Source organism: Streptomyces sp. NPDC107550 (genome assembly GCF_055639095.1).
In genome coordinates, this window is sequence record NZ_JBVKBC010000002.1 from 101,245 (window position 1) to 118,540 (window position 17,296).

At 73.0% G+C, this 17,296-nt stretch carries 13 protein-coding genes; 5 read left to right on the forward strand and 8 right to left on the reverse strand.

The annotated features are described in order from the left end of the window. Positions 1 to 282: 282 nt before the first annotated feature. Genes ACZ7LY_RS03300 through ACZ7LY_RS03310 form a run of 3 tightly spaced genes read left to right on the forward strand, consistent with a single transcriptional unit; the run spans position 283 to position 3,211 of the window. Entirely contained in the window at positions 283 to 1,218 is a 936-nt protein-coding gene (locus ACZ7LY_RS03300) for an ABC transporter ATP-binding protein (protein WP_471622783.1), read from the forward strand. Further along, the gene (locus ACZ7LY_RS03305; protein ID WP_471623122.1) at positions 1,218 to 1,934 is read left to right on the forward strand and encodes an ABC transporter permease; all 717 of its coding nucleotides are present in this window, start codon (positions 1,218 to 1,220) and stop codon (positions 1,932 to 1,934) included. Before ACZ7LY_RS03300 ends, ACZ7LY_RS03305 begins: the two co-directional genes overlap by 1 nt. 17 nt (positions 1,935 to 1,951) lie before the next feature. After that, entirely contained in the window at positions 1,952 to 3,211 is a 1,260-nt protein-coding gene (locus tag ACZ7LY_RS03310; RefSeq protein WP_471622784.1) for a sensor histidine kinase, read from the forward strand. Between the two features lie 337 nt (positions 3,212 to 3,548). On the opposite strand, the gene ACZ7LY_RS03315 is transcribed toward ACZ7LY_RS03310, so the two are convergent. Continuing rightward, on the reverse strand, positions 3,549 to 4,121 hold the full coding sequence (locus ACZ7LY_RS03315) for a GNAT family N-acetyltransferase (RefSeq protein ID WP_471622785.1): 573 nt from the start codon (positions 4,119 to 4,121) through the stop codon (positions 3,549 to 3,551). A 127-nt stretch (positions 4,122 to 4,248) separates the two neighbouring features. Between ACZ7LY_RS03315 and ACZ7LY_RS03320 the strand changes: the two genes are divergently transcribed. Further along, complete coding sequence (locus tag ACZ7LY_RS03320) at positions 4,249 to 5,697, forward strand: MFS transporter (protein ID WP_471622786.1); 1,449 nt, start codon at positions 4,249 to 4,251, stop codon at positions 5,695 to 5,697. Between the two features lie 13 nt (positions 5,698 to 5,710). Here the strand turns inward: ACZ7LY_RS03320 and ACZ7LY_RS03325 are convergent, their stop codons facing one another. The 6 genes from ACZ7LY_RS03325 to ACZ7LY_RS03350 all read right to left on the reverse strand — a co-directional run bounded on the left by ACZ7LY_RS03325 (position 5,711) and on the right by ACZ7LY_RS03350 (position 14,198). Further along, positions 5,711 to 6,343: a response regulator gene (locus ACZ7LY_RS03325; protein WP_471623123.1), complete on the reverse strand. Its 633-nt coding sequence runs from the start codon at positions 6,341 to 6,343 to the stop codon at positions 5,711 to 5,713. A 473-nt stretch (positions 6,344 to 6,816) separates the two neighbouring features. Then, positions 6,817 to 8,007 (reverse strand): lipid-transfer protein, encoded by a 1,191-nt coding sequence (locus ACZ7LY_RS03330; RefSeq protein ID WP_471622787.1) that lies wholly within the window; start codon positions 8,005 to 8,007, stop codon positions 6,817 to 6,819. Between the two features lie 63 nt (positions 8,008 to 8,070). Then, entirely contained in the window at positions 8,071 to 9,252 is a 1,182-nt protein-coding gene (locus tag ACZ7LY_RS03335; RefSeq protein ID WP_471622788.1) for an acyl-CoA dehydrogenase family protein, read from the reverse strand. Positions 9,253 to 9,361: 109 nt separating this feature from the next. Beyond that, positions 9,362 to 10,573 (reverse strand): CaiB/BaiF CoA transferase family protein, encoded by a 1,212-nt coding sequence (locus tag ACZ7LY_RS03340; RefSeq protein WP_471622789.1) that lies wholly within the window; start codon positions 10,571 to 10,573, stop codon positions 9,362 to 9,364. A 90-nt stretch (positions 10,574 to 10,663) separates the two neighbouring features. Next, positions 10,664 to 11,578, reverse strand: coding sequence for a LysR family transcriptional regulator (locus ACZ7LY_RS03345; protein WP_471622790.1), 915 nt, complete (start codon positions 11,576 to 11,578; stop codon positions 10,664 to 10,666). Between the two features lie 388 nt (positions 11,579 to 11,966). Then, a complete protein-coding gene (locus ACZ7LY_RS03350) occupies positions 11,967 to 14,198 on the reverse strand; it encodes an acyl-CoA dehydrogenase (protein ID WP_471622791.1) in 2,232 nt (743 codons plus the stop codon). Positions 14,199 to 14,431: 233 nt separating this feature from the next. Between ACZ7LY_RS03350 and ACZ7LY_RS03355 the strand changes: the two genes are divergently transcribed. Further along, the gene (locus ACZ7LY_RS03355; protein ID WP_471622792.1) at positions 14,432 to 16,165 is read left to right on the forward strand and encodes an MFS transporter; all 1,734 of its coding nucleotides are present in this window, start codon (positions 14,432 to 14,434) and stop codon (positions 16,163 to 16,165) included. 282 nt (positions 16,166 to 16,447) lie between these two features. On the opposite strand, the gene ACZ7LY_RS03360 is transcribed toward ACZ7LY_RS03355, so the two are convergent. Beyond that, the gene (locus ACZ7LY_RS03360; RefSeq protein WP_471622793.1) at positions 16,448 to 17,281 is read right to left on the reverse strand and encodes a MurR/RpiR family transcriptional regulator; all 834 of its coding nucleotides are present in this window, start codon (positions 17,279 to 17,281) and stop codon (positions 16,448 to 16,450) included. Between the last annotated feature and the right edge of the window lie 15 nt (positions 17,282 to 17,296).

Consider the following 17,296-nt stretch of genomic DNA (forward strand, 5'->3'; position numbering starts at 1 on the left):
GGCGCAAACGCTCCTAGGGCTGATCAAGACCTCGGCGCGGCCGTCCGCACCGTCGGTCGCGCCGAGGTCGTCCGTGGGCCGGTTCTAGAACCTGTTCCATTCCGTCCGGCGTCGTCCATGTATAGCCAAGCACGGTCGGCTTGGGAAGGGCCGCGACCGGGTTTCCTGACGGTACGTCAGAAAGCCTCCGCCGTACCGCCGCCCGGCCATGACATTTGTCCTGCGCAGGACCGGACAAGCGCATCTGCCGCCGGCCCCTCCCCCGCCCGTAGCGTCGTGGTCATGACGACGAAGACAGCGGGCGACGACCCCGGCACGACCGCGCCGGCCGTCTCCTTCACGGGGGCGGTCAAGACGTTCGGGCAGGTCAGGGCGGTCAACGGCCTGGATCTGACCATCGCGCCCGGCGAGACCGTGGCGCTGCTCGGCCGTAACGGCGCGGGCAAGTCCACCACCATCTCCCTGCTCCTCGGCCTGGACGAGCCGACCGAGGGCCGGGTCGAACTCTTCGGTACGCGGCCGCAGGCGGCGGTGCGCGCGGGCCGGGTCGGCGCGATGCTCCAGGAGGGGCGCGCGGTGCCCCGGGTGACCGTCGCCGAACTGGTCGGCTTCGTGGCCCGCCGCTACCCCGCCCCGATGGACGTGCGGGAGGCGCTGCGGCTCGCGGGCATCGAGGAGCTGGCCGGGCGGCGCGTGGACAAGCTGTCCGGCGGCCAGACGCAGCGGGTGCGGTTCGCGGTGGCGCTCGCCGGCGACCCGGACCTGATCGTGCTGGACGAGCCGACGGCGGCGCTCGACGTGGAGGCGCGGCACGCGTTCTGGGCGTCGATGCGCGGTTACGCGCGGCGCGGGCACACCGTGCTGTTCTCCACGCACTATCTGGAGGAGGCCGACGCGCACGCCGACCGGATCGTGGTGATCGACCACGGGTCGGTCGTCGCCGACGGCACGGGCGAGGAGCTGCGCCGCGCCGCGGGCGGCCACCACGTCTCCTTCGACCTCGCGGGCCGGCCCACGGACGGGCTGTCCCTGCTGCCCGGCGTGGAGTCCGCGGAGGTGCGGGGCGACCGCGCCCACCTGCGCTCGCGTGACGCGGACGCGACGGTCATGGCGCTGGCCGCCCTGGACGCCGTACGGAATCTGGAGGTCCACCCGGCCTCCCTCGACGACGCCTTCATGGCGCTGACCGCGGACCCCCGCGACCTGGAGCGTGTGTGATGTGGGACTACCTGCGGCTCGAAGTGCGCCGGACGCTGCGCGACGCGCGGTTCATCTTCGGCGCGGTGGCGATGCCGGTCCTGATGTACCTGCTGTTCACCAACCTCGGTGACGTCAGCGGGCAGTTCAAGACCGCGTCCATGATCGGCATGGCGGCGTACGGGGCGCTGGGCGCCGCCCTCAACACGGCGGGCGGGGTCGCGGAGGACCGGGCGATCGGCTGGCTGCGGCAGTTGCGGATCACGCCGATGTCGGCGGCGGCCGGGGTCGTGGGGCGGGCGCTGACGGGGGCGGTGACGGTGCTGCCCGCGGTGCTCACGGTGATGCTCGCGGGGGCGCTCGTCAACGGCGTACGGATGGACGCGTGGAAGTGGCCGGTGATCGCGGTGCTGCTGTGGCTCGGCTCGCTGCCCTTCACGATGCTCGGCCTCGGCAACGGCTACCGCATGACCTCGCAGGCCATGGGCGGCATCAACATGCTCGGCTACCTCGGGCTCGCGGTCCTCGGCGGCCTGTGGTTCCCGGTGGCGCTGTTCCCGCACTGGCTCCAGCGGGTGTCGTCGCTGACGCCGACCAACCGGTTCGCGCAGCTCGGCACGGCCGTCGCGGACGGTCACGCGCCCTCGCTCACCTCGGTGGGCGTCATCCTGGCCTGGTCGCTGGTCTTCGGCTCGTACGCCGTGATCTCCTACCGCAAGGCCGCGCGGACCATCTGACGAGAGCGAGACGGACCATGTCCTGGTGGAACGGCGTGAGGTGCCGGGTGGACGCGTGGCGGGACGCCCGTCGGCGGTGGAAGGCGGAGCACGAGCGGGTCAAGGCCGAGCGGCGGGCGCGCGGCGAGCACGGCCGCCCCGCCGAAGAACTGGGGCCGCCGCCCAGCGGGTTCGCGCTGCTGCCCTGGCTGTTGATGGGCCTCGGCGCGCTGTCCAACGTGATCCAGGGCAAGGGCGGCAACCCGTGGATCGGCGCGGCGGGCCTGCTGACCTTCAACTCCCTCTATATCTATGTGGTGTTCCGCGCCTTCGACAAAAAGGCGCGGAACGCGCGGTCCACGCGCGGGGCGGTCGTCGTGATGACGCTGCTCACGTGCGGGCTCGCGGGCGGGTACGGGGGGAGCTGGATGGCGTTCTTCCCGCTGCTGGGGCTGGCGGTCGGGGCGGTGGCGCGGGGCCCGTACCTCGGCAAGGTCGGTCTGTCGCTGACCGTGCTCGCGGGGGTGGTGGCGGGGCTGCGCGACGGCTGGGACGCGATCGGGGTCGCGTACGGCACGTTCCTGTCCACGATGGTGACGGCGGCGATCCTCTCGCTGTCCGAGGCGGTACGGGAACTGCGGGACGCCCGCGAGGAGTTGGCGCGGCGCGCGGTCGAGAAGGAACGGCTGCGGTTCTCCCGCGACCTGCATGACCTGCTCGGGCACACGCTGTCGGTGATCGTCGTGAAGTCGGAGGCGGCGCGGCGGCTCGCCCCGCGCAGCATGGACGCGGCGCTGGAGCAGGTGTCCGATATCGAGGCGGTGGGGCGGCAGGCGCTCACCGAGATCCGTGAGGCGGTCACCGGGTACCGGGAGGGCAGCCTCGACACGGAGCTGGACCGGGCCCGTTCCGCGCTGACCGCCGCCGGCGTGGAGCCCGTGGTGCGGCGGTCGGGGCCGCCGCTGTCCGCGCAGACGGAGGCGCTGCTCGGCTGGGTCGTCCGGGAGGCGGTCACGAACGTGGTCCGCCACGGGGGGTCTGCGACGCGGTGCGTGATCTCCCTGCGGGGCGGGGCCGAGCGGGTGGTGCTCCGGGTGGAGGACGACGGGGGCCCTTCCGGGGGTACGGGGTCTGGGGGTACGGGGCTGAAGGGCCTCAGGGAGCGCTTGGCGGCGGCATCCGGCTCGTTGACGGCGGGCCCGACCCCCCAAGGCGGCTTCACAGTCCAGGCCGAACTCCCCACGGCCCCCGCCCCGGCGCCGACTACGGTCCGCGCAGTTCCCCGTGCCCCTGAGTGAGCGGGCCCCTCCGTGATCGCTCCCCTCACCTCTCGCCGTGGTTGCTCGCGCAGTTCCCCGCGCCCCTGAGGAGTTCTCCGGGTGAGGCCCGCTGCCCTGAACGTCGCGCAGTTCCCCGCGCCCCTGAGTGAGCGGGGCTTCGCCCCAGCTCCCCAGGGGTGGAGGTGGCGACGCAGTCGCCCCTCCAGAGGCGCGGGGAACTGCGCGACCAGCCCACCACCCGGCGAAAGACGAATGACGACCCCCAGGGGCAGCGCCCCGACAGGGGCGCGGGGAACTGCGCAATCAGCCCGGCACCGGGTGAAAGGCAACCGACAACCCCAAGGGGCAGCGGCAGCTAAAGGCGTTCCGTGGGGGCGAGGCGGGCCATGAGGACTTCGTCCCGCCAGGAGTCTCCCCACCGCTCCGACTCCCGCCGAACCCCCTCCACCACGAACCCCGCTTTCTCATACACCCGCCGCGCCCGCACATTGTCCGCGTACACCTGCAACTGCACCCGGTGCAGCCCGAGCCCCGAGAACGCGTACTCCGTGATCATCCGTACCGCTTCCGTACCGATGCCCCGCCCCCGCCCCCGAGCCCCGATCAACGTACGGAACGTGACCCGCCGGTGCTCGGGCTCCCACTCGTTGAGGACGACCTCGCCGACGAGTTCCCCGGTCTCGCGGACCGTCACCCCGAGATCGAGCCGGTCCGCCTGCGCGGAGCGCGACCCGTACCAGGCGCGCAACTGCTCGGCGGTGAACGCCGCCCCGCCGGTGAACCTCCGTACCTCCGGCTCGTCGATGATCCCCGCCATGACCTCCGCGTCCGCCTCCGTGAACGGCCGCAGCACGGCCAGCTCCCCCGTCAGCACGGGCTTGACGGCGAACGGCGTGGGCGTGGAAGGAGAGGAAGGTGTCGTGGCCATGGGCGGAGTCTGGGCCGGGGCGCGCGCGTGGGCAAGCGATTATAGGGGAGGACAGAGACCTAGGACTCGGGGTGTATCGGGTGTCGCGGCCATATTCGGATGTACGGGGTGGTGGGGGTCTGCGACCATGACAGGTATGCCGCTGACGAGCCCCGCTTCCGACACCGCGATACGCCCCGCCCGCCCCACCCCCACCCCGCCCGCCTGGCTGATCGTGGCCGTGGCCTGCGCGGGCCAGTTCCTCGTGGTCCTCGACGTCTCCGTCGTGAACGTCGCGCTGCCCTCCATGCGCGCCGACCTGGGCCTGAGCGCGTCGGGCCTGCAGTGGGTGGTGAACGCGTACTCGATCGCGTTCGCCGGTTTCATGCTGCTGGGCGGCAGGGCCGGTGACCTCTTCGGCCGCAAACGGATGTTCCTGGTGGGCCTCGGCCTGTTCACGCTGGCCTCGCTCGCGGGCGGGCTCGCGCAGGCCGACTGGCAGTTGCTCGCGGCCCGCGCCGTGCAGGGCCTCGGCGCCGCCGTCCTCGCGCCGTCCACGCTGACGATCCTCACCTCGGCCGTCCCTGAGGGCCCCGCGCGGGCCCGCGCCATCGCCACCTGGACCGCGGTCGGCGCGGGCGGCGGCGCGGCGGGCGGCCTCGTCGGCGGCGTCCTCACCGAGGGCCTGAACTGGCGCTGGGTCCTCCTGATCAACGTCCCGCTCGGCGCCGTCGTCCTCGCCGCGGCCGCCCGCTGGATCCGCGAGTCCCGCGCCGAGGGCGAGCGCCGCCTCGATCTGCCGGGCGCGCTGCTGGTCACGGCGGGTACGGCGATGCTCGCGTACGCCATCGTGCAGACGGAGGCCGCGGGCTGGGGCGCGAGCGCGACGCTCGTCCCGATGGGTGTGGCGCTGGCGCTGATCGTCGGGTTCCTCGCGGTGGAGGCGCGTACGCGGCTGCCGCTGATGCCACTGACACTGTTCCGGGTGCGGTCGGTGGCGGCGGCGAACGCGGCGATGTTCGTGTGCGGCATGGGCAGCTTCGCCATGTGGTTCTTCATGACCCTGTACGCGCAGAACGTCCTCGGCTACTCCCCCATCGAGGCCGGCCTCGCCCTCGTGCCCAGCTCCCTCGCCGTCGTCGCCGGCTCCAAGCTCGCCCCGCGCCTGATGCCCCGCTTCGGCGGGCGGAACGTCGCGGTGGGCGGTGTCCTGCTGACCGCCGTCGGCTTCCTGTGGCAGTCCACGATGACCGCCGACGGCACGTACGTACTGACGATCATGCTGCCGGGGATCTTGATGATGGCGGGCGCCGGGTTCGCCATGACGCCGCTGGCCTCGCTCGCCACGACCGGCGCGGCGGCGCGGGACGCGGGGCTCGTCTCCGGCCTGATCAACACGTCCCGCACGCTGGGCGGCGCGCTCGGCCTGTCCATCCTGTCGACGGTCGCCGCCGGCCGCTCGGACGGCTCCGCGTCACCGGAGGCGCTGACGCGCGGTTACGCGGCGGCCTTCCAGGTCGGCGCGGGGATCCTGGTGGCGGCGGTGCTGGTGCTGCTGCTGTGGATGCCGCGCCGCCGTCACCGTACGGAGGTGTGAGCGCGGGCGGCTCTCACAGCCAGCCCTGCCGGCGGGCGGCCCGCATCGCCTCGGTGCGGTTGCGGGTGCCGGTCTTGCCGATCGCGGAGGACAGGTAGTTGCGTACCGTCGACTCGGAGAGGTGCAGGCGGCCCGCGATGTCGGCGATCGTGGCGCCGTCCGCCGACGCGCGCAGGGCGTCCGCCTCGCGGGCCGTGAGCGGGCTCGGGCCCGCGGACAGCGCGGCGGCGGCGAGCGCGGGGTCGACGACCGTCTCTCCGCGGAGCACCTTGCGGATGGCGTCGGCGAGGTCCTCCACCGGGCCGTCCTTCACGAGGAAGCCGGCGGCTCCCGCCTCCATCGCCCGCCGCAGATAGCCTGGCCGGCCGAACGTCGTCAGGATCAGCACCCGGCACTCCGGGACCTCCTCGCGCAGGTCGGCGGCGGCGTCCAGGCCGCTGCGGGCGGGGAGTTCGATGTCCAGGAGTGCTACGTCGGGGCGGCACTCCAGGGCCTTCGGGACGATGGCGTCGCCGGTCGCCACCTGGGCGACGACCTCCAGGTCGGGTTCCAGGTTCAGGAGCAGGGCCAGGGCGCCGCGCATCATGCCCTGGTCTTCTGCGAGCAGGACGCGGATGGCTTTGCGGGGGCGCGCGGTTTCTGGCATCTCGTTCACGCCCCGAGAGTAAGCGCTGACCGCGCCCTTGACCCGCCCATCACCGGTGCCGCGACCAGTGCCTCCCGTGCAGTTCCCCGCGCCCCTATCGGGACACACCCGTGCCTCCTCACCTGCGGCCCGGTGGGGGCTGGTCGCGCAGTTCCCCGCGCCCCTGAAGCATGCACTGCGTGCAGCTTCCCCTTGGAGGAAGCGGGACTCCGCCCCAGCTTCCCGGCGGGGGCGGCGACGAAGTCGCCCCTCCCGCTGCCCCAGGGGGGAGGTGGCGACGCAGTCGCCCCTCCAGGGGCGCGGGGAACTGCGCGACCAGCCACGACGAGAGTCGAGGAGCCCCACCGGCAGAACCACCCACCCGGTGGCGCCGAGGTCCAAGCGGCCTCCGCCAGAGAGCTCCCCAGGGGCGCGGGGAACTGCGCAATCAACCCGGGGTACAACCGGCCCGCGCCGGACGGCTCACCTCACCGTCACTTCCTCAGGATCGTGACGACCGCCGCGCCGCCGAGGCCGATGTTGTGGGCCAGAGCGACCCGCGCCCCGGACACCTGACGCCCGCCGGCGGAGCCCCGAAGCTGCCACGTCAGCTCCGCGACCTGCGCCACCCCCGTCGCCCCCAGCGGATGCCCCTTGGAGATCAGCCCCCCGGACGGATTGACGACCCACCGCCCGCCGTACGTCGTCCCCCCGGATTCGACGAGCCGCCCGCTCTCCCCCTCCCCGCACATCCCGAGCGCCTCGTACGTCAGCAACTCATTGACGGAGAAGCAGTCGTGCAGCTCGATGACGTCCACGTCGTCGATGCCGAGCCCGGCCGCCTCGTACGCCCGCCGCGCCGCACCCCGCGACATCGGCTGCCCGACGACGTCGACGCAGGACCCGGACGCGAAGGACTCCCCCGTGTCCGTCGTCATCGTCTGCGCGACGATCTCGACGGCGCGTTCCCGAAGCCCCCGCCGCTCGGCGAACCGTTCGGAGACGACGAGGGCCGCGGCGGCGCCGTCCGACGTGGGCGAGCACTGGAGTTTGGTGAGGGGGCTGTGGACGGTCCGCGCGGCGAGGATCTCCTCGACGGTGTAGGCGTCCTGGAACTGGGCGTACGGGTTGGCCACCGAGTGCCGGTGGTTCTTCGCGGCGACGGCGGCGAGCTGCGCCTCGGTCGTGCCGTACTTCTCCATGTGCTCGCGGGCGGCGTCGCCGAAGATCTGGGCGGTGGGCGGGGTCATCTCGAAACCGTGCCGGGCGGCCATGATCCCGTAGTGCCGGGCGACGGGCGAGGCCGCGAAGTCGCCCCCGGCGTCCGCGCCCCCGCCGAGCGCGCCCTTCTTCATCTTCTCGAAGCCGACCGCGAGCACGCAGTCGGCCGCGCCACCGTCGACGAACTGCCGGGCCATCATGAGCGCGGTGGAGCCGGTGGCGCAGTTGTTGTTGACGTTGTAGACGGGGATACCGGTCAACCCGAGCTGGTAGACGGCCCGTTGGCCCGCCGTGGACGGCTGGAAGCAGTAGCCGACGGCGGCCTGTTCGACATCCTCGTAGGCGAGGCCCGCGTCGGCGAGCGCGGCGGTGCCGGCCTCCTCGACCATGTCCCAGTACTGCCAGTCGCGGCTCTCGGGCTTCTCGAACTTGGTCATGCCGACACCGGCGATGTACGACTTCATGGCTCACGCCCTCCTGCCACTACCCGACCTGACGGACCGTCAGATAGTGGCAGGGCGCGGCGGCTAACGGAAGGCCGCGTGCCCGGTGAGTGCCTGACCGAGCGCGAGCGTGTGCATCTCGGACGTGCCCTCGTACGTGAGGACGGACTCCAGGTTGTTGGCGTGCCGGATGACCGGGTACTCCAGGGAGATCCCGTTCGCCCCGAGGATCGTGCGGGCGGTGCGGCAGATCTCGATGGCCTCGCGCACGTTGTTGAGCTTGCCGAAGCTGATCTGCGCGGGGTGCACCCCGGCGTCGGAGTCCTTCAGCGCGGACAGGTGCAGCGCGGTCAGGGTCGCCTTGTGCAGTTCGAGCGCCATGTCCACGAGCTTGGCCTGCGTGAGCTGGAACGCGGCGATCGGCTTGCCGAACTGCTCCCGCGCGAGGGCGTAGTCACGGGCCGCCTGCCACGCGGAGCGCGCCGCGCCGGTGACGCCCCACACGATCCCGTACCGCGCCTCGTTCAGACAGGTCAGCGGCGCGCCGACGCCCCGCGCGCCCGGCAGCAGCGCCGCGCCGGGCAACCGCACGCCGTCCAGGACGAGTTCGCTGGTGACCGACGCGCGCAGCGACATCTTGTGCTTGATGACGGGCGCCGAGAAGCCGGGCGTGTCGGTCGGTACGACGAAGCCGCGTACGCCCTCGTCGGTCTGCGCCCATACGACGGCGACGGCGGCGACGGAACCGTTGGTGATCCACATCTTGCGGCCGTCGAGGATCCAGTCGGAGCCGTCGCGGCGGGCCCGGGTCGTCATGGACGCGGGGTCGGAGCCGTGGTCGGGCTCGGTCAGGCCGAAGCAGCCGATGGCCTCGCCGGCCGCCATGCGCGGCAGCCACTCCTGCTTCTGCTCCTCGGAGCCGAACCGGTGGAGGGCGAACATGGCGAGCGAGCCCTGCACCGAGACGAACGAGCGCAGCCCGGAGTCCGTGGCCTCCAGTTCACGGCAGGCGACACCGTAGGCGCGGGCGGACATGCCGGCGCAGCCGTAGCCGTCGAGGTGCATGCCGAGCAGGCCCATCTTGCCGAAGTCGCGTGCGAGTTCGGCGAGGGCGGGGAGTTCGCCGCGCTCGAACCAGTCGGCGATGTGCGGCTCGACCTTGTCGTCGAGGTACTGGCGGACCGTGTCGCGCACGGCACGCTCCTCGTCGCTCAGCAGCGCTTCGAGGCCCAGCGGGTCGGTCGGGTCGAGAGCGGGGAACGGCATCGGTGTCAGGCTCCTTGCGGGTGCGGGTGCGGGTTCGGGTTCGGGTGCGGGTGCGGGTGCGCGTACAGGTACAGGTACGGGTACGTGTCGGATGCGGGGGCGGATGTGGTTACGTCGAGGCCGGGGCGGGCGGGGCGGTCAGGAGGCGGGCCGTCTCCTCCTCCCCGTACCCGAGTTCGGCCAGGATCTCGCGGCTGTGCGCGCCGAGGCCCGGGGGCGCGCTGCGTACGGCCGGGCGCCGCCCGTCGAAGGTGACGGGGAACGCGACCTGGCGCAGCGGGGCGGCGCCGGGGCGTGCGACGGAGGCGACCATGCCGAGCGCCTCGGTCTGGGGGCAGGCGTAGACCTCGTCCAGGGAGCGGATCGCGGCGACGGGCACGCCGAGCGGCTTGAGCAGGGCGATCCAGTGGGCGACGGGCGCGTCGACGAGGACGGCGGAGAGTTTGGCGTTGAGGGCGTCGCGGTGGCGGACGCGGTCGCGGTTGGCGGTGAAGCGGGGGTCGTCGGCCCACTCGGGGTGGCCGAGGGCGCCGGCGAGCCGCCGGAACAGGGCGTCGTTGCCGACGGCGATCACGAAGTGCCCGTCGGCCGCCGGGTACGCCTGGTACGGGACGAGGCTCGGGTGGCCCGAGCCGAGGCGGGCGGGGCGCTCGCCGGTGGCGAAGTGGCCGGTGGCCCAGTTGACGTGCAGGGCGAGCTGGGACTCGTACAGGGACGTGGTGACGCACTGGCCGCGTCCAGTGCGGGCGCGCTCCACGAGGGCGGCGACGACGCCGACCAGGCCGAACAGGGCGGCGCCGAGGTCGCCCATCGCGTACCCGGCCTTGACGGGCGGGCCGTCCGGTTCGCCGGTCAGGGACATGAGGCCGGCGCTGGCCTGGGCGACCATGTCGTAGCCGGGTTCGTCGCGCAGCGGGCCGGTGTCGCCGAACGCGGAGATGTGCAGGGTGACGAGGCGCGGGTAGCGGGCGGTCAGCTCGCGGGGGTCGAAGAGGCGGGCGAGGGAGGAGCCGGGGCGGAAGTTCTCCACGAGGACGTCGGCGTCGGCGAGCATCCGGTGCACGGCGTCCTGGCCGGCCGGGGACTTCAGGTCGAGGGTCACGGAGCGCTTGTTGCGGTTGGCGGCCAGGTAGTAGGTCGCGTCGTCGCCGTCGAAGGGCGGGCCCCAGGCGCGGGTCGGGTCGCCGCCCTCGGGGTGCTCGACCTTGATGACGTCGGCGCCGAGGTCCGCGAGGGACATGGTGACGTACGGGCCGGCGAGGATCTTGGAGAGGTCGACGACCCTCGTTCCGGCCAGCGGGGCGGGGCTGCTGCTGTCCATGACCATGCGCTTCACTCTGCCCCGGCCCATTAGGTGCTGTCCAAGACCGATTCCGGCCGTGATTGAGACGTCAGCCGTCTCAATCGCCGGTCATTCGCCGGGGTCGGGAGCGTCGGGCGGGGTCGGCAGGACTTCCTCGGCCACGTCGAGTACGGCGCGCAGGGCGGCGGAACGGTTGCCGGTGCGCCAGGCGAGGGCGATGGGCAGCACGGGCACGCCGTCGCCGGTGAGCGGGCGGAACACGACGTGCTCCAGATGGATGTTGCGCGCCGACTCGACGACGACGGCGACCCCGACACCGGCCCCGACGAGCGCCAGCATGTTGTACGAGTCCGGGGCCTCCTGCGCGATGCGGGGCGCGAACCCGGCGTCGTGGCACGCCTGCACCATCGCCTCGCGCACCGCCGACTCGCGGGCGAGCGGGAACGTGACGATGGGCTCCCCCGCCAACTCCCGTACGTGTACCTCGTCCTGGGCGGCGAGAGGGTGGCTGTCGGGCAGGGCCAGCACGAGGTGTTCCATGCGGACGACGCGGGCGGTGGTGCCGCGCCGGACGGGGAGCGCGACGAAGCCGACGTCGAGGGTGCCCTCGGTGAGCCGGCGCAGGCCCTCGCCGGTGTAGGTCTGGCCCTCAAGGACGAGTTCGATGCCGGGCAGCCGGGAGGTGACCGCGCGGGTCAGCAGCGGCAGGGCGGAGTAACTGCTGGCGCCCGCGAAACCGACGATGACGCGGCCGACCTCGCCGAGGTGGGCGGCGCGGACTGTGCGGCGCACGGCTGAGGCGTCGGCGAGGAGGCGGCGGGCGGGCTCCACGAGGGCCTGGCCGGCGGGGGTCAGGCGGACGGTGCGGGTCGTTCGGTCGAACAGTTTTACGCCCAGGTCGCGTTCCAGCAGTCTGATCTGCTGGCTGAGGGGGGACTGGGCGATGTGCAGGCGTTCTGCTGCGCGGCCGAAGTGCAGTTCTTCTGCGACGGCGACGAATCCGGTGAGGTGTTTCAGCTCCACGTGCGTGACGGTACGTGGTCATCCTCCGGCCGGCGGTGGGCTGCCCGCGCAGTTCCCCGCGCCCCTGGGCGACAGCCCCATCGGGCAGATCCTTCGACCTCGACTCGCGTCGTGGCTGAGCGCGCAGTTCCCCGCGCCCCTGGAGGGGCGACTGCGTCGCCACCTCCCCCCTGGGGGAAGCGGGAGGGGCGACTTCGTCGCCCGCCCCCGCCGGGAAGCTGGGGCGGAGCCCCGCTTCCCCAAGGGGAAGCTGCACGAAGTGCATGCTTCAGGGGCGCGGGGAACTGCGCGAGAAGCCCCACCCACCCGCAGACAACCGACAACCCAGGGGCGCGGGGAACTGCGCAACCCCCGCCATGAGCTGGCCCGCACTCATCAGCCCGCCCCCTTAATCCCGCGGAAGCCCAAGCAGGCGCTCGGCGACGACATTGCGCTGGACCTGGGTCGTGCCGCCGGCGATCGTCAGGCACCGGGACATGAGGAAACCGTGCAGAGCCCCCCGCCCCACGCCCTCCCGCAACGCCCCTTCGGGACCAAGGAGTTCGAGGGCAAGCTCAGCCACCCGCTGCTGATGCGGCGTCTGCACGAGCTTGCGGACGGAGGCCCCCGCCCCGGGCTCCTCCCCGGCGACCTGACTCATCGTCGTACGCAACCCGATACAGCCGAGCGCATGCGCCTCCGCCACGAGCGCCCCGATCCGCGCCCGGTACGCCCCGTCGAGTTCCCCCGCGCGAGCGAGCAGCGCTTCGAGCCCGGTGTCGAAGGTCAACTGGTCGGCCATGTGCACGCGTTCGTTGCCGAGCGTATGGCGGGCGACGCGCCACCCGTCGTTCACGGCACCGACGACCGCGTCGGCGGGCAGCAGTACGTCGTCGAAGTAGACCTCGTTGAAGAGGGAGTCCCCGGTGATCTCGCGCAGCGGGCGGATGTCGATGCCGGGGGTGTGCTTCATGTCGACGACGAAGTAGGTCAGCCCCTGGTGCTTGGGCGCGGCGGGGTCGGTGCGGGCGAGCAGGATGCCGTGGTCGGCCCACTGGGCGGCGCTGGTCCACACCTTCTGGCCGTTGACGCGCCAGCGCCCGTCGTCGGTGCGTTCGGCGCGGGTGCGCAGTGCGGCGAGGTCGGACCCGGCGCCGGGTTCGGAGAACAGCTGGCACCAGGCGAGGTCACCGCGCAGGGTCGCGGGCAGATAGCGGTCGCGCTGCTCGGGGGTGCCGTACGTGAGGAGGGAGGGGACGACCCAGGTGGCGATGCCGAGGTCGCTGAGGCGGATGCCGGCGCGGGCCAGTTCCTCCTGCACGGCGAGCTGTTGGACGGGCCCGGCGCCGAGCCCGTACGGGGGCGGCAGGTGCGGGGCGGCGTAACCGGTGGGGGCGAGGGCGCGCCGGGCGGCGCCGGGGTCGAGGCCGCGGGCGGGCGCGAGGGCGGCGCGGGCGCCCGCGCGGTGGGCGTCGGCTTCGGGCGGCAGGGCGAGCCGCAGTTCGCGGCGGGCGCCGGACTCGGCGAGCCGGACGGCGCGCAGCCGGTGGGCGTCGCCCGCGCCGAGGAGCTGGCGGGCGACGACGGCGCGGCGCAGATAGAGGTGGGCGTCGTGTTCCCAGGTGAAGCCGGTGCCGCCGAGGATCTGGATGCAGTCCTTGGCGCAGTCGTACGCGGTGTCGAGGGCGCTGCCCGCGGCGAGCGCGGCGACGAGCCCCCGGGCGTCGGCCCCGCCGGTCTTACGGGGTGCCCGCTCCCGCGCCCGGCCGTCCTCGTCGAGGGCGCGGGCCGCGTCCCAGGCCAGCGCGGCGGCGGCTTCGACCCGTACGAGCATGTCGGCGCAGAGGTGTTTGACGCCCTGGAACTGCCCGATGGGCCGCCCGAACTGTTCGCGGACCTTGGCGTGTTGGGCGGCGGTGTCGAGTGCCCAGGCGGCGGTGCCGCAGGCGTCGGCGGCGAGCAGGACGCGGGCGAGGTCGCGGACGAGGTCGCCGTCCACGGGCAGGGTGCGGGCGGCGGGGACGACGGCGGCGGACGCGGTCACCTCGGCGGTGGGGCGCGTCGGGTCGGCGCTGTCGTGGGCGCGGACGGTGAGGCCGGGGGTGTCCGCGTCGACGGCGGCCCACATGAGCGCGCCGGCGCTCTCGGCTGCGAGGAGGAGCACGTCGGCGCCGGGGCCGCCGAGCACGGGCGGGGCGGTGCCGTCGAGGACGAGCCCGTCGGCGCCGGTGACGGCGGTGAGCGTACCGGGGCCGAAGGCGACGGCGCCGATCCGCTCGCCGGAAGCCAACGCCCGCAGCAGGAAGCCGAGTTCGCCCTCGTCCTCGTTCGCGCGCAGCGCCTCGCGGACGACGGCGGCGGCGAGGACGGAGGCGAGGAACGGTCCGGGCAGCGCCGCCCGCCCGGCGGCCTCGGCGACCACGGCGAGGTCGAGCAGGGTCCCGCCCCCGCCGCCGTACCGCTCGGGCAGGTGGACGCCGAGCAGGCCCTGCGCGGCGAGGCCGTCCCAGTACGGGGGCCGGGGGCCGGGGTCGGGGGTGTCGAGGAGGTCCCGCACCTTGTCGGGCGGCATGGCGCGCGCGATCCAGCCGCGCACGGCGTCCGCGAGTTCCCGCTGTTCCTGCGTGATGGCGATGCCCATGCGGCGCACGGTAGAACACGTTCCAGTAGACCGGAAGGGAACCGGCGACCATATCTGACGCCCAGTCAGAAACGACCGTTCATCGGGCGGTGACGTAATGAGGGGGTAAAGGTTCCCGCTCGTACGACGATCGTCGGAATAGTCGCCCGGGGAAACCGGTTCGACGTACACGCAACCGCCCGCTCCCGTCGTACGCGACCCCCGAACCGCCCTGCCTCCGGAGGCCCTCCGTCATGACCCAGCCGACGACCCCACCCCGCCCCGCAGGCGGCGTCGTCCCCGTCCTCGCCTTCGCCGGCATCGTCGTGGCCGTCATGCAGACGCTGCTCGTGCCGGTGATCAAGGATCTGCCCGAGCTGCTGTCGACCGCCCCCTCCAACGCGACCTGGGTGATGACCGCGACCCTGCTCGCCGGGGCCGTCGCCACCCCGATCATGGGCCGCCTCGGCGACCTCGCCGGCAAGCGCCGGATGCTGCTCGCCAGCCTCGCCATCATGGTCGTCGGCTCGCTGATCTGCGGTTTCACCGATCAACTGCTCGTGATGATCGGCGGCCGCGCCCTCCAGGGCTTCGCCATGGGCGCCATTCCGCTCGGCATCGGCCTGATGCGCGACATGCTGCCGCCGGAGAAGCTCGGCTCGGCGATGGCGCTCATGTCCTCGTCCATCGGCGTCGGCGGCGGGCTCGCGCTGCCGCTCGCCGCGCTCGTCGCGCAGCACGCGGACTGGCACGCCCTGTTCTTCGGCGCCGCCGCCCTCGGCGTCGTCTCCATCGTGCTCACGCTGCTCGTCGTGCCGGAGAGCCCGCTGCGCGCGCGGGGCACGTTCGACGTGGCGGGCGCGCTCGGCCTCTCCCTCGGCCTGGTCCTCTTCCTGCTGCCGATCACCAAGGGCAGCGACTGGGGCTGGTCCAGCGGCACGACGCTCGGCCTGTTCGCCGCCGCGCTCGTCGTCCTGCTCGGCTGGGGCGTCATGGAGCTGCGGATGAAGGCGCCGCTGGTCGATCTCCGTACGACCGCGCGCCGCGAGGTGCTCCTGACGAACCTCGCCTCGATCATGGTCGGCGTCGCCTTCTACGCCATCTCCCTCGTCCTGCCGCAGCTGCTCCAGCTCCCGAAGGCGACGGGGTACGGGCTCGGGCAGTCGATGGTCGTCGCCGGGCTGTGCGTGGCGCCGCTCGGCCTGACCATGATGTTCACGGCGCCGCTGTACGCCCGGCTGTCGGCGCGCTTCGGCCCGAAGGTCACGCTGATCCTCGGCATGCTGGTCATCGCGGTCGGCTACGGCACGGGGCTCGGCCTGATGAGCGCCCCCTGGCAGACGATCATCATCGCGGTCGTCGTCGGCGCGGGCATCGGCCTCGCGTACTCGTCCCTGCCGGCGCTGATCATCGGTGCGGTCGATCCCTCCGAGACGGGGGCGGCGAACGGGCTGAACACGCTGATGCGGTCCATCGGTACGTCCGTGTCGTCGGCGGTGATCGGGATGGTGCTCGCCAACACGGCGAACGACATGCACGGGGTGGCCGTTCCGTCCCTGCACGGCTTCCGCGTCTCGTTCCTCATCGCCACGGGGGCCGTCGCGGTCGGGGTTCTCCTTGCATTGCTGCTGCCGAAGCGGCGGGTGGCGGTCGTCCAGTTGCGGGCCAGCAGCGAGGACGACGCCGTCAGCGCGGGGAACGCCGGGAGCGCGGGGGCGCATTTCTGGGGGCAGGTGTTGGATGCGGCGGGGTTGCCTGTCGCGCATGCCAAGGTGACTCTCATCGATCGGCGGGGGCGGCAGGCCGGGGCGGCGCTCAGTGGGGGTGACGGGCGGTACGCGCTGGACGTCCCGTCCGGGGGGTCTTACGTCCTTGCCGCGACGGCGCCGGGTCATGCGCCGCGTGCCTCCGCGGCGACGCACCATGGGGATCTGGCCCCCGTCCAGGTAGACCTCCCACTGGCCCCACTGCCGGAACGTGTGCGGTAGCCCTCTTACGGTGACCGCCTTTCGCGCAGTTCCCCGCACCCCTGGGGAAGCGGGGCTTCGCCCCAGCTCCCCAGGGGGAGGTGGCGACGTAGTCGCCCCTCCAGGGGCGCGGGGAACTGCGCGAGAAGCCCCACCGGCCCGCAGGTGACCCCGCACGGTCGCGCCCCGACAGGGGCGCGGGGAACTGCGCGACGTTCGGGCCGGCGGACCTCGCCCGGAGAACTCTTCTGGGTCCTGTCCGGCGGAATGCGGCGGCGTTCACCCTGGCGGGCCGCCTTGGACTCAGGGGGCAGGGGGTGCGAGTTCGTGGGTCAGTGCATCCAGGTCGGCGAGGCGGGTGGCAGGGGCGAGGCGGGTGGCGGTGGCGACGAGGATGAGTTCAGTGAGGGCGATTTCGTGGGTGAGGGGTGCGATGGGTCCCGCTGCCTCGCGCGGGAGGCGGATCAGTACTTCGGCTTGGTCCGCGAGGGGTGATGCCCAGGCGTCTGTGATCAGGATCAGGCGGGCGCCACGGGATCGGGCTGCGTGGACGTAGCGTGCGGTGTCGGCGGAGTAGCGACGAAAGTCGTAGGCGACGACCACATCGGACGGCCCCATGTCGAGCAGGGCGCGGGCCCGTGCGGATGGGGATTCGGGGACGCGGTGTGCGCCCGGCCGAAGGCCCGCGAGCTGGCGGATCAGGTACTCCGCGGCAAGTTCACTCAAGGGGCCACCGAGAGCCCACACCCCGCCTGCCTCGGCCAGGCGGTCGGCGGTCGTCGCGAGCAGGGGCTCGGTCACGGCGGCCAGGGTTTCTTCCATGCCGGTCCGCAGGTCCTCTGCCGCTTGGCAGGTGTCGGGTTGCTGAGTGATGAACTCACGGAGCCGTGAGTGGTCCTGTTTCTGGGCGCCGGCCCGCACGGCGCTCTGGAATGCGGCGAAGCTGCTGAAGCCCAGGCGGCTGACCAGACGCGAGGCGGTCGGCGGGCTGACCCCGGCGCGATCCGCGAGCGCCCGGAGCGAGCCGAGTGCCGCGAACGGATAGTCGTCGAGCAGTACACGGACGACCGCCCGCTCACCAGGGGGCAGCTCGGGATAGACCTCGCCGAGACGGGTCACCAGGATGTCGGATTCCACACTGCCGAATGTTAC

Bases quoted from the DNA above. Each gene is read 5' to 3' on its own strand.
- ACZ7LY_RS03300 (WP_471622783.1), top strand. From the start codon at position 283: ATGACGACGAAGACAGCGGGCGACGACCCCGGCACGACCGCGCCGGCC.
- ACZ7LY_RS03305 (WP_471623122.1), top strand. From the start codon at position 1,218: ATGTGGGACTACCTGCGGCTCGAAGTGCGCCGGACGCTGCGCGACGCG.
- ACZ7LY_RS03355 (WP_471622792.1), top strand. From the start codon at position 14,432: ATGACCCAGCCGACGACCCCACCCCGCCCCGCAGGCGGCGTCGTCCCC.
- ACZ7LY_RS03350 (WP_471622791.1), bottom strand. From the start codon at position 14,198: ATGGGCATCGCCATCACGCAGGAACAGCGGGAACTCGCGGACGCCGTG.
- ACZ7LY_RS03315 (WP_471622785.1), bottom strand. From the start codon at position 4,121: ATGGCCACGACACCTTCCTCTCCTTCCACGCCCACGCCGTTCGCCGTC.
- ACZ7LY_RS03325 (WP_471623123.1), bottom strand. From the start codon at position 6,343: ATGCCAGAAACCGCGCGCCCCCGCAAAGCCATCCGCGTCCTGCTCGCA.
- ACZ7LY_RS03335 (WP_471622788.1), bottom strand. From the start codon at position 9,252: ATGCCGTTCCCCGCTCTCGACCCGACCGACCCGCTGGGCCTCGAAGCG.
- ACZ7LY_RS03340 (WP_471622789.1), bottom strand. From the start codon at position 10,573: ATGGACAGCAGCAGCCCCGCCCCGCTGGCCGGAACGAGGGTCGTCGAC.
- ACZ7LY_RS03330 (WP_471622787.1), bottom strand. From the start codon at position 8,007: ATGAAGTCGTACATCGCCGGTGTCGGCATGACCAAGTTCGAGAAGCCC.
- ACZ7LY_RS03320 (WP_471622786.1), top strand. From the start codon at position 4,249: ATGACAGGTATGCCGCTGACGAGCCCCGCTTCCGACACCGCGATACGC.
- ACZ7LY_RS03310 (WP_471622784.1), top strand. From the start codon at position 1,952: ATGTCCTGGTGGAACGGCGTGAGGTGCCGGGTGGACGCGTGGCGGGAC.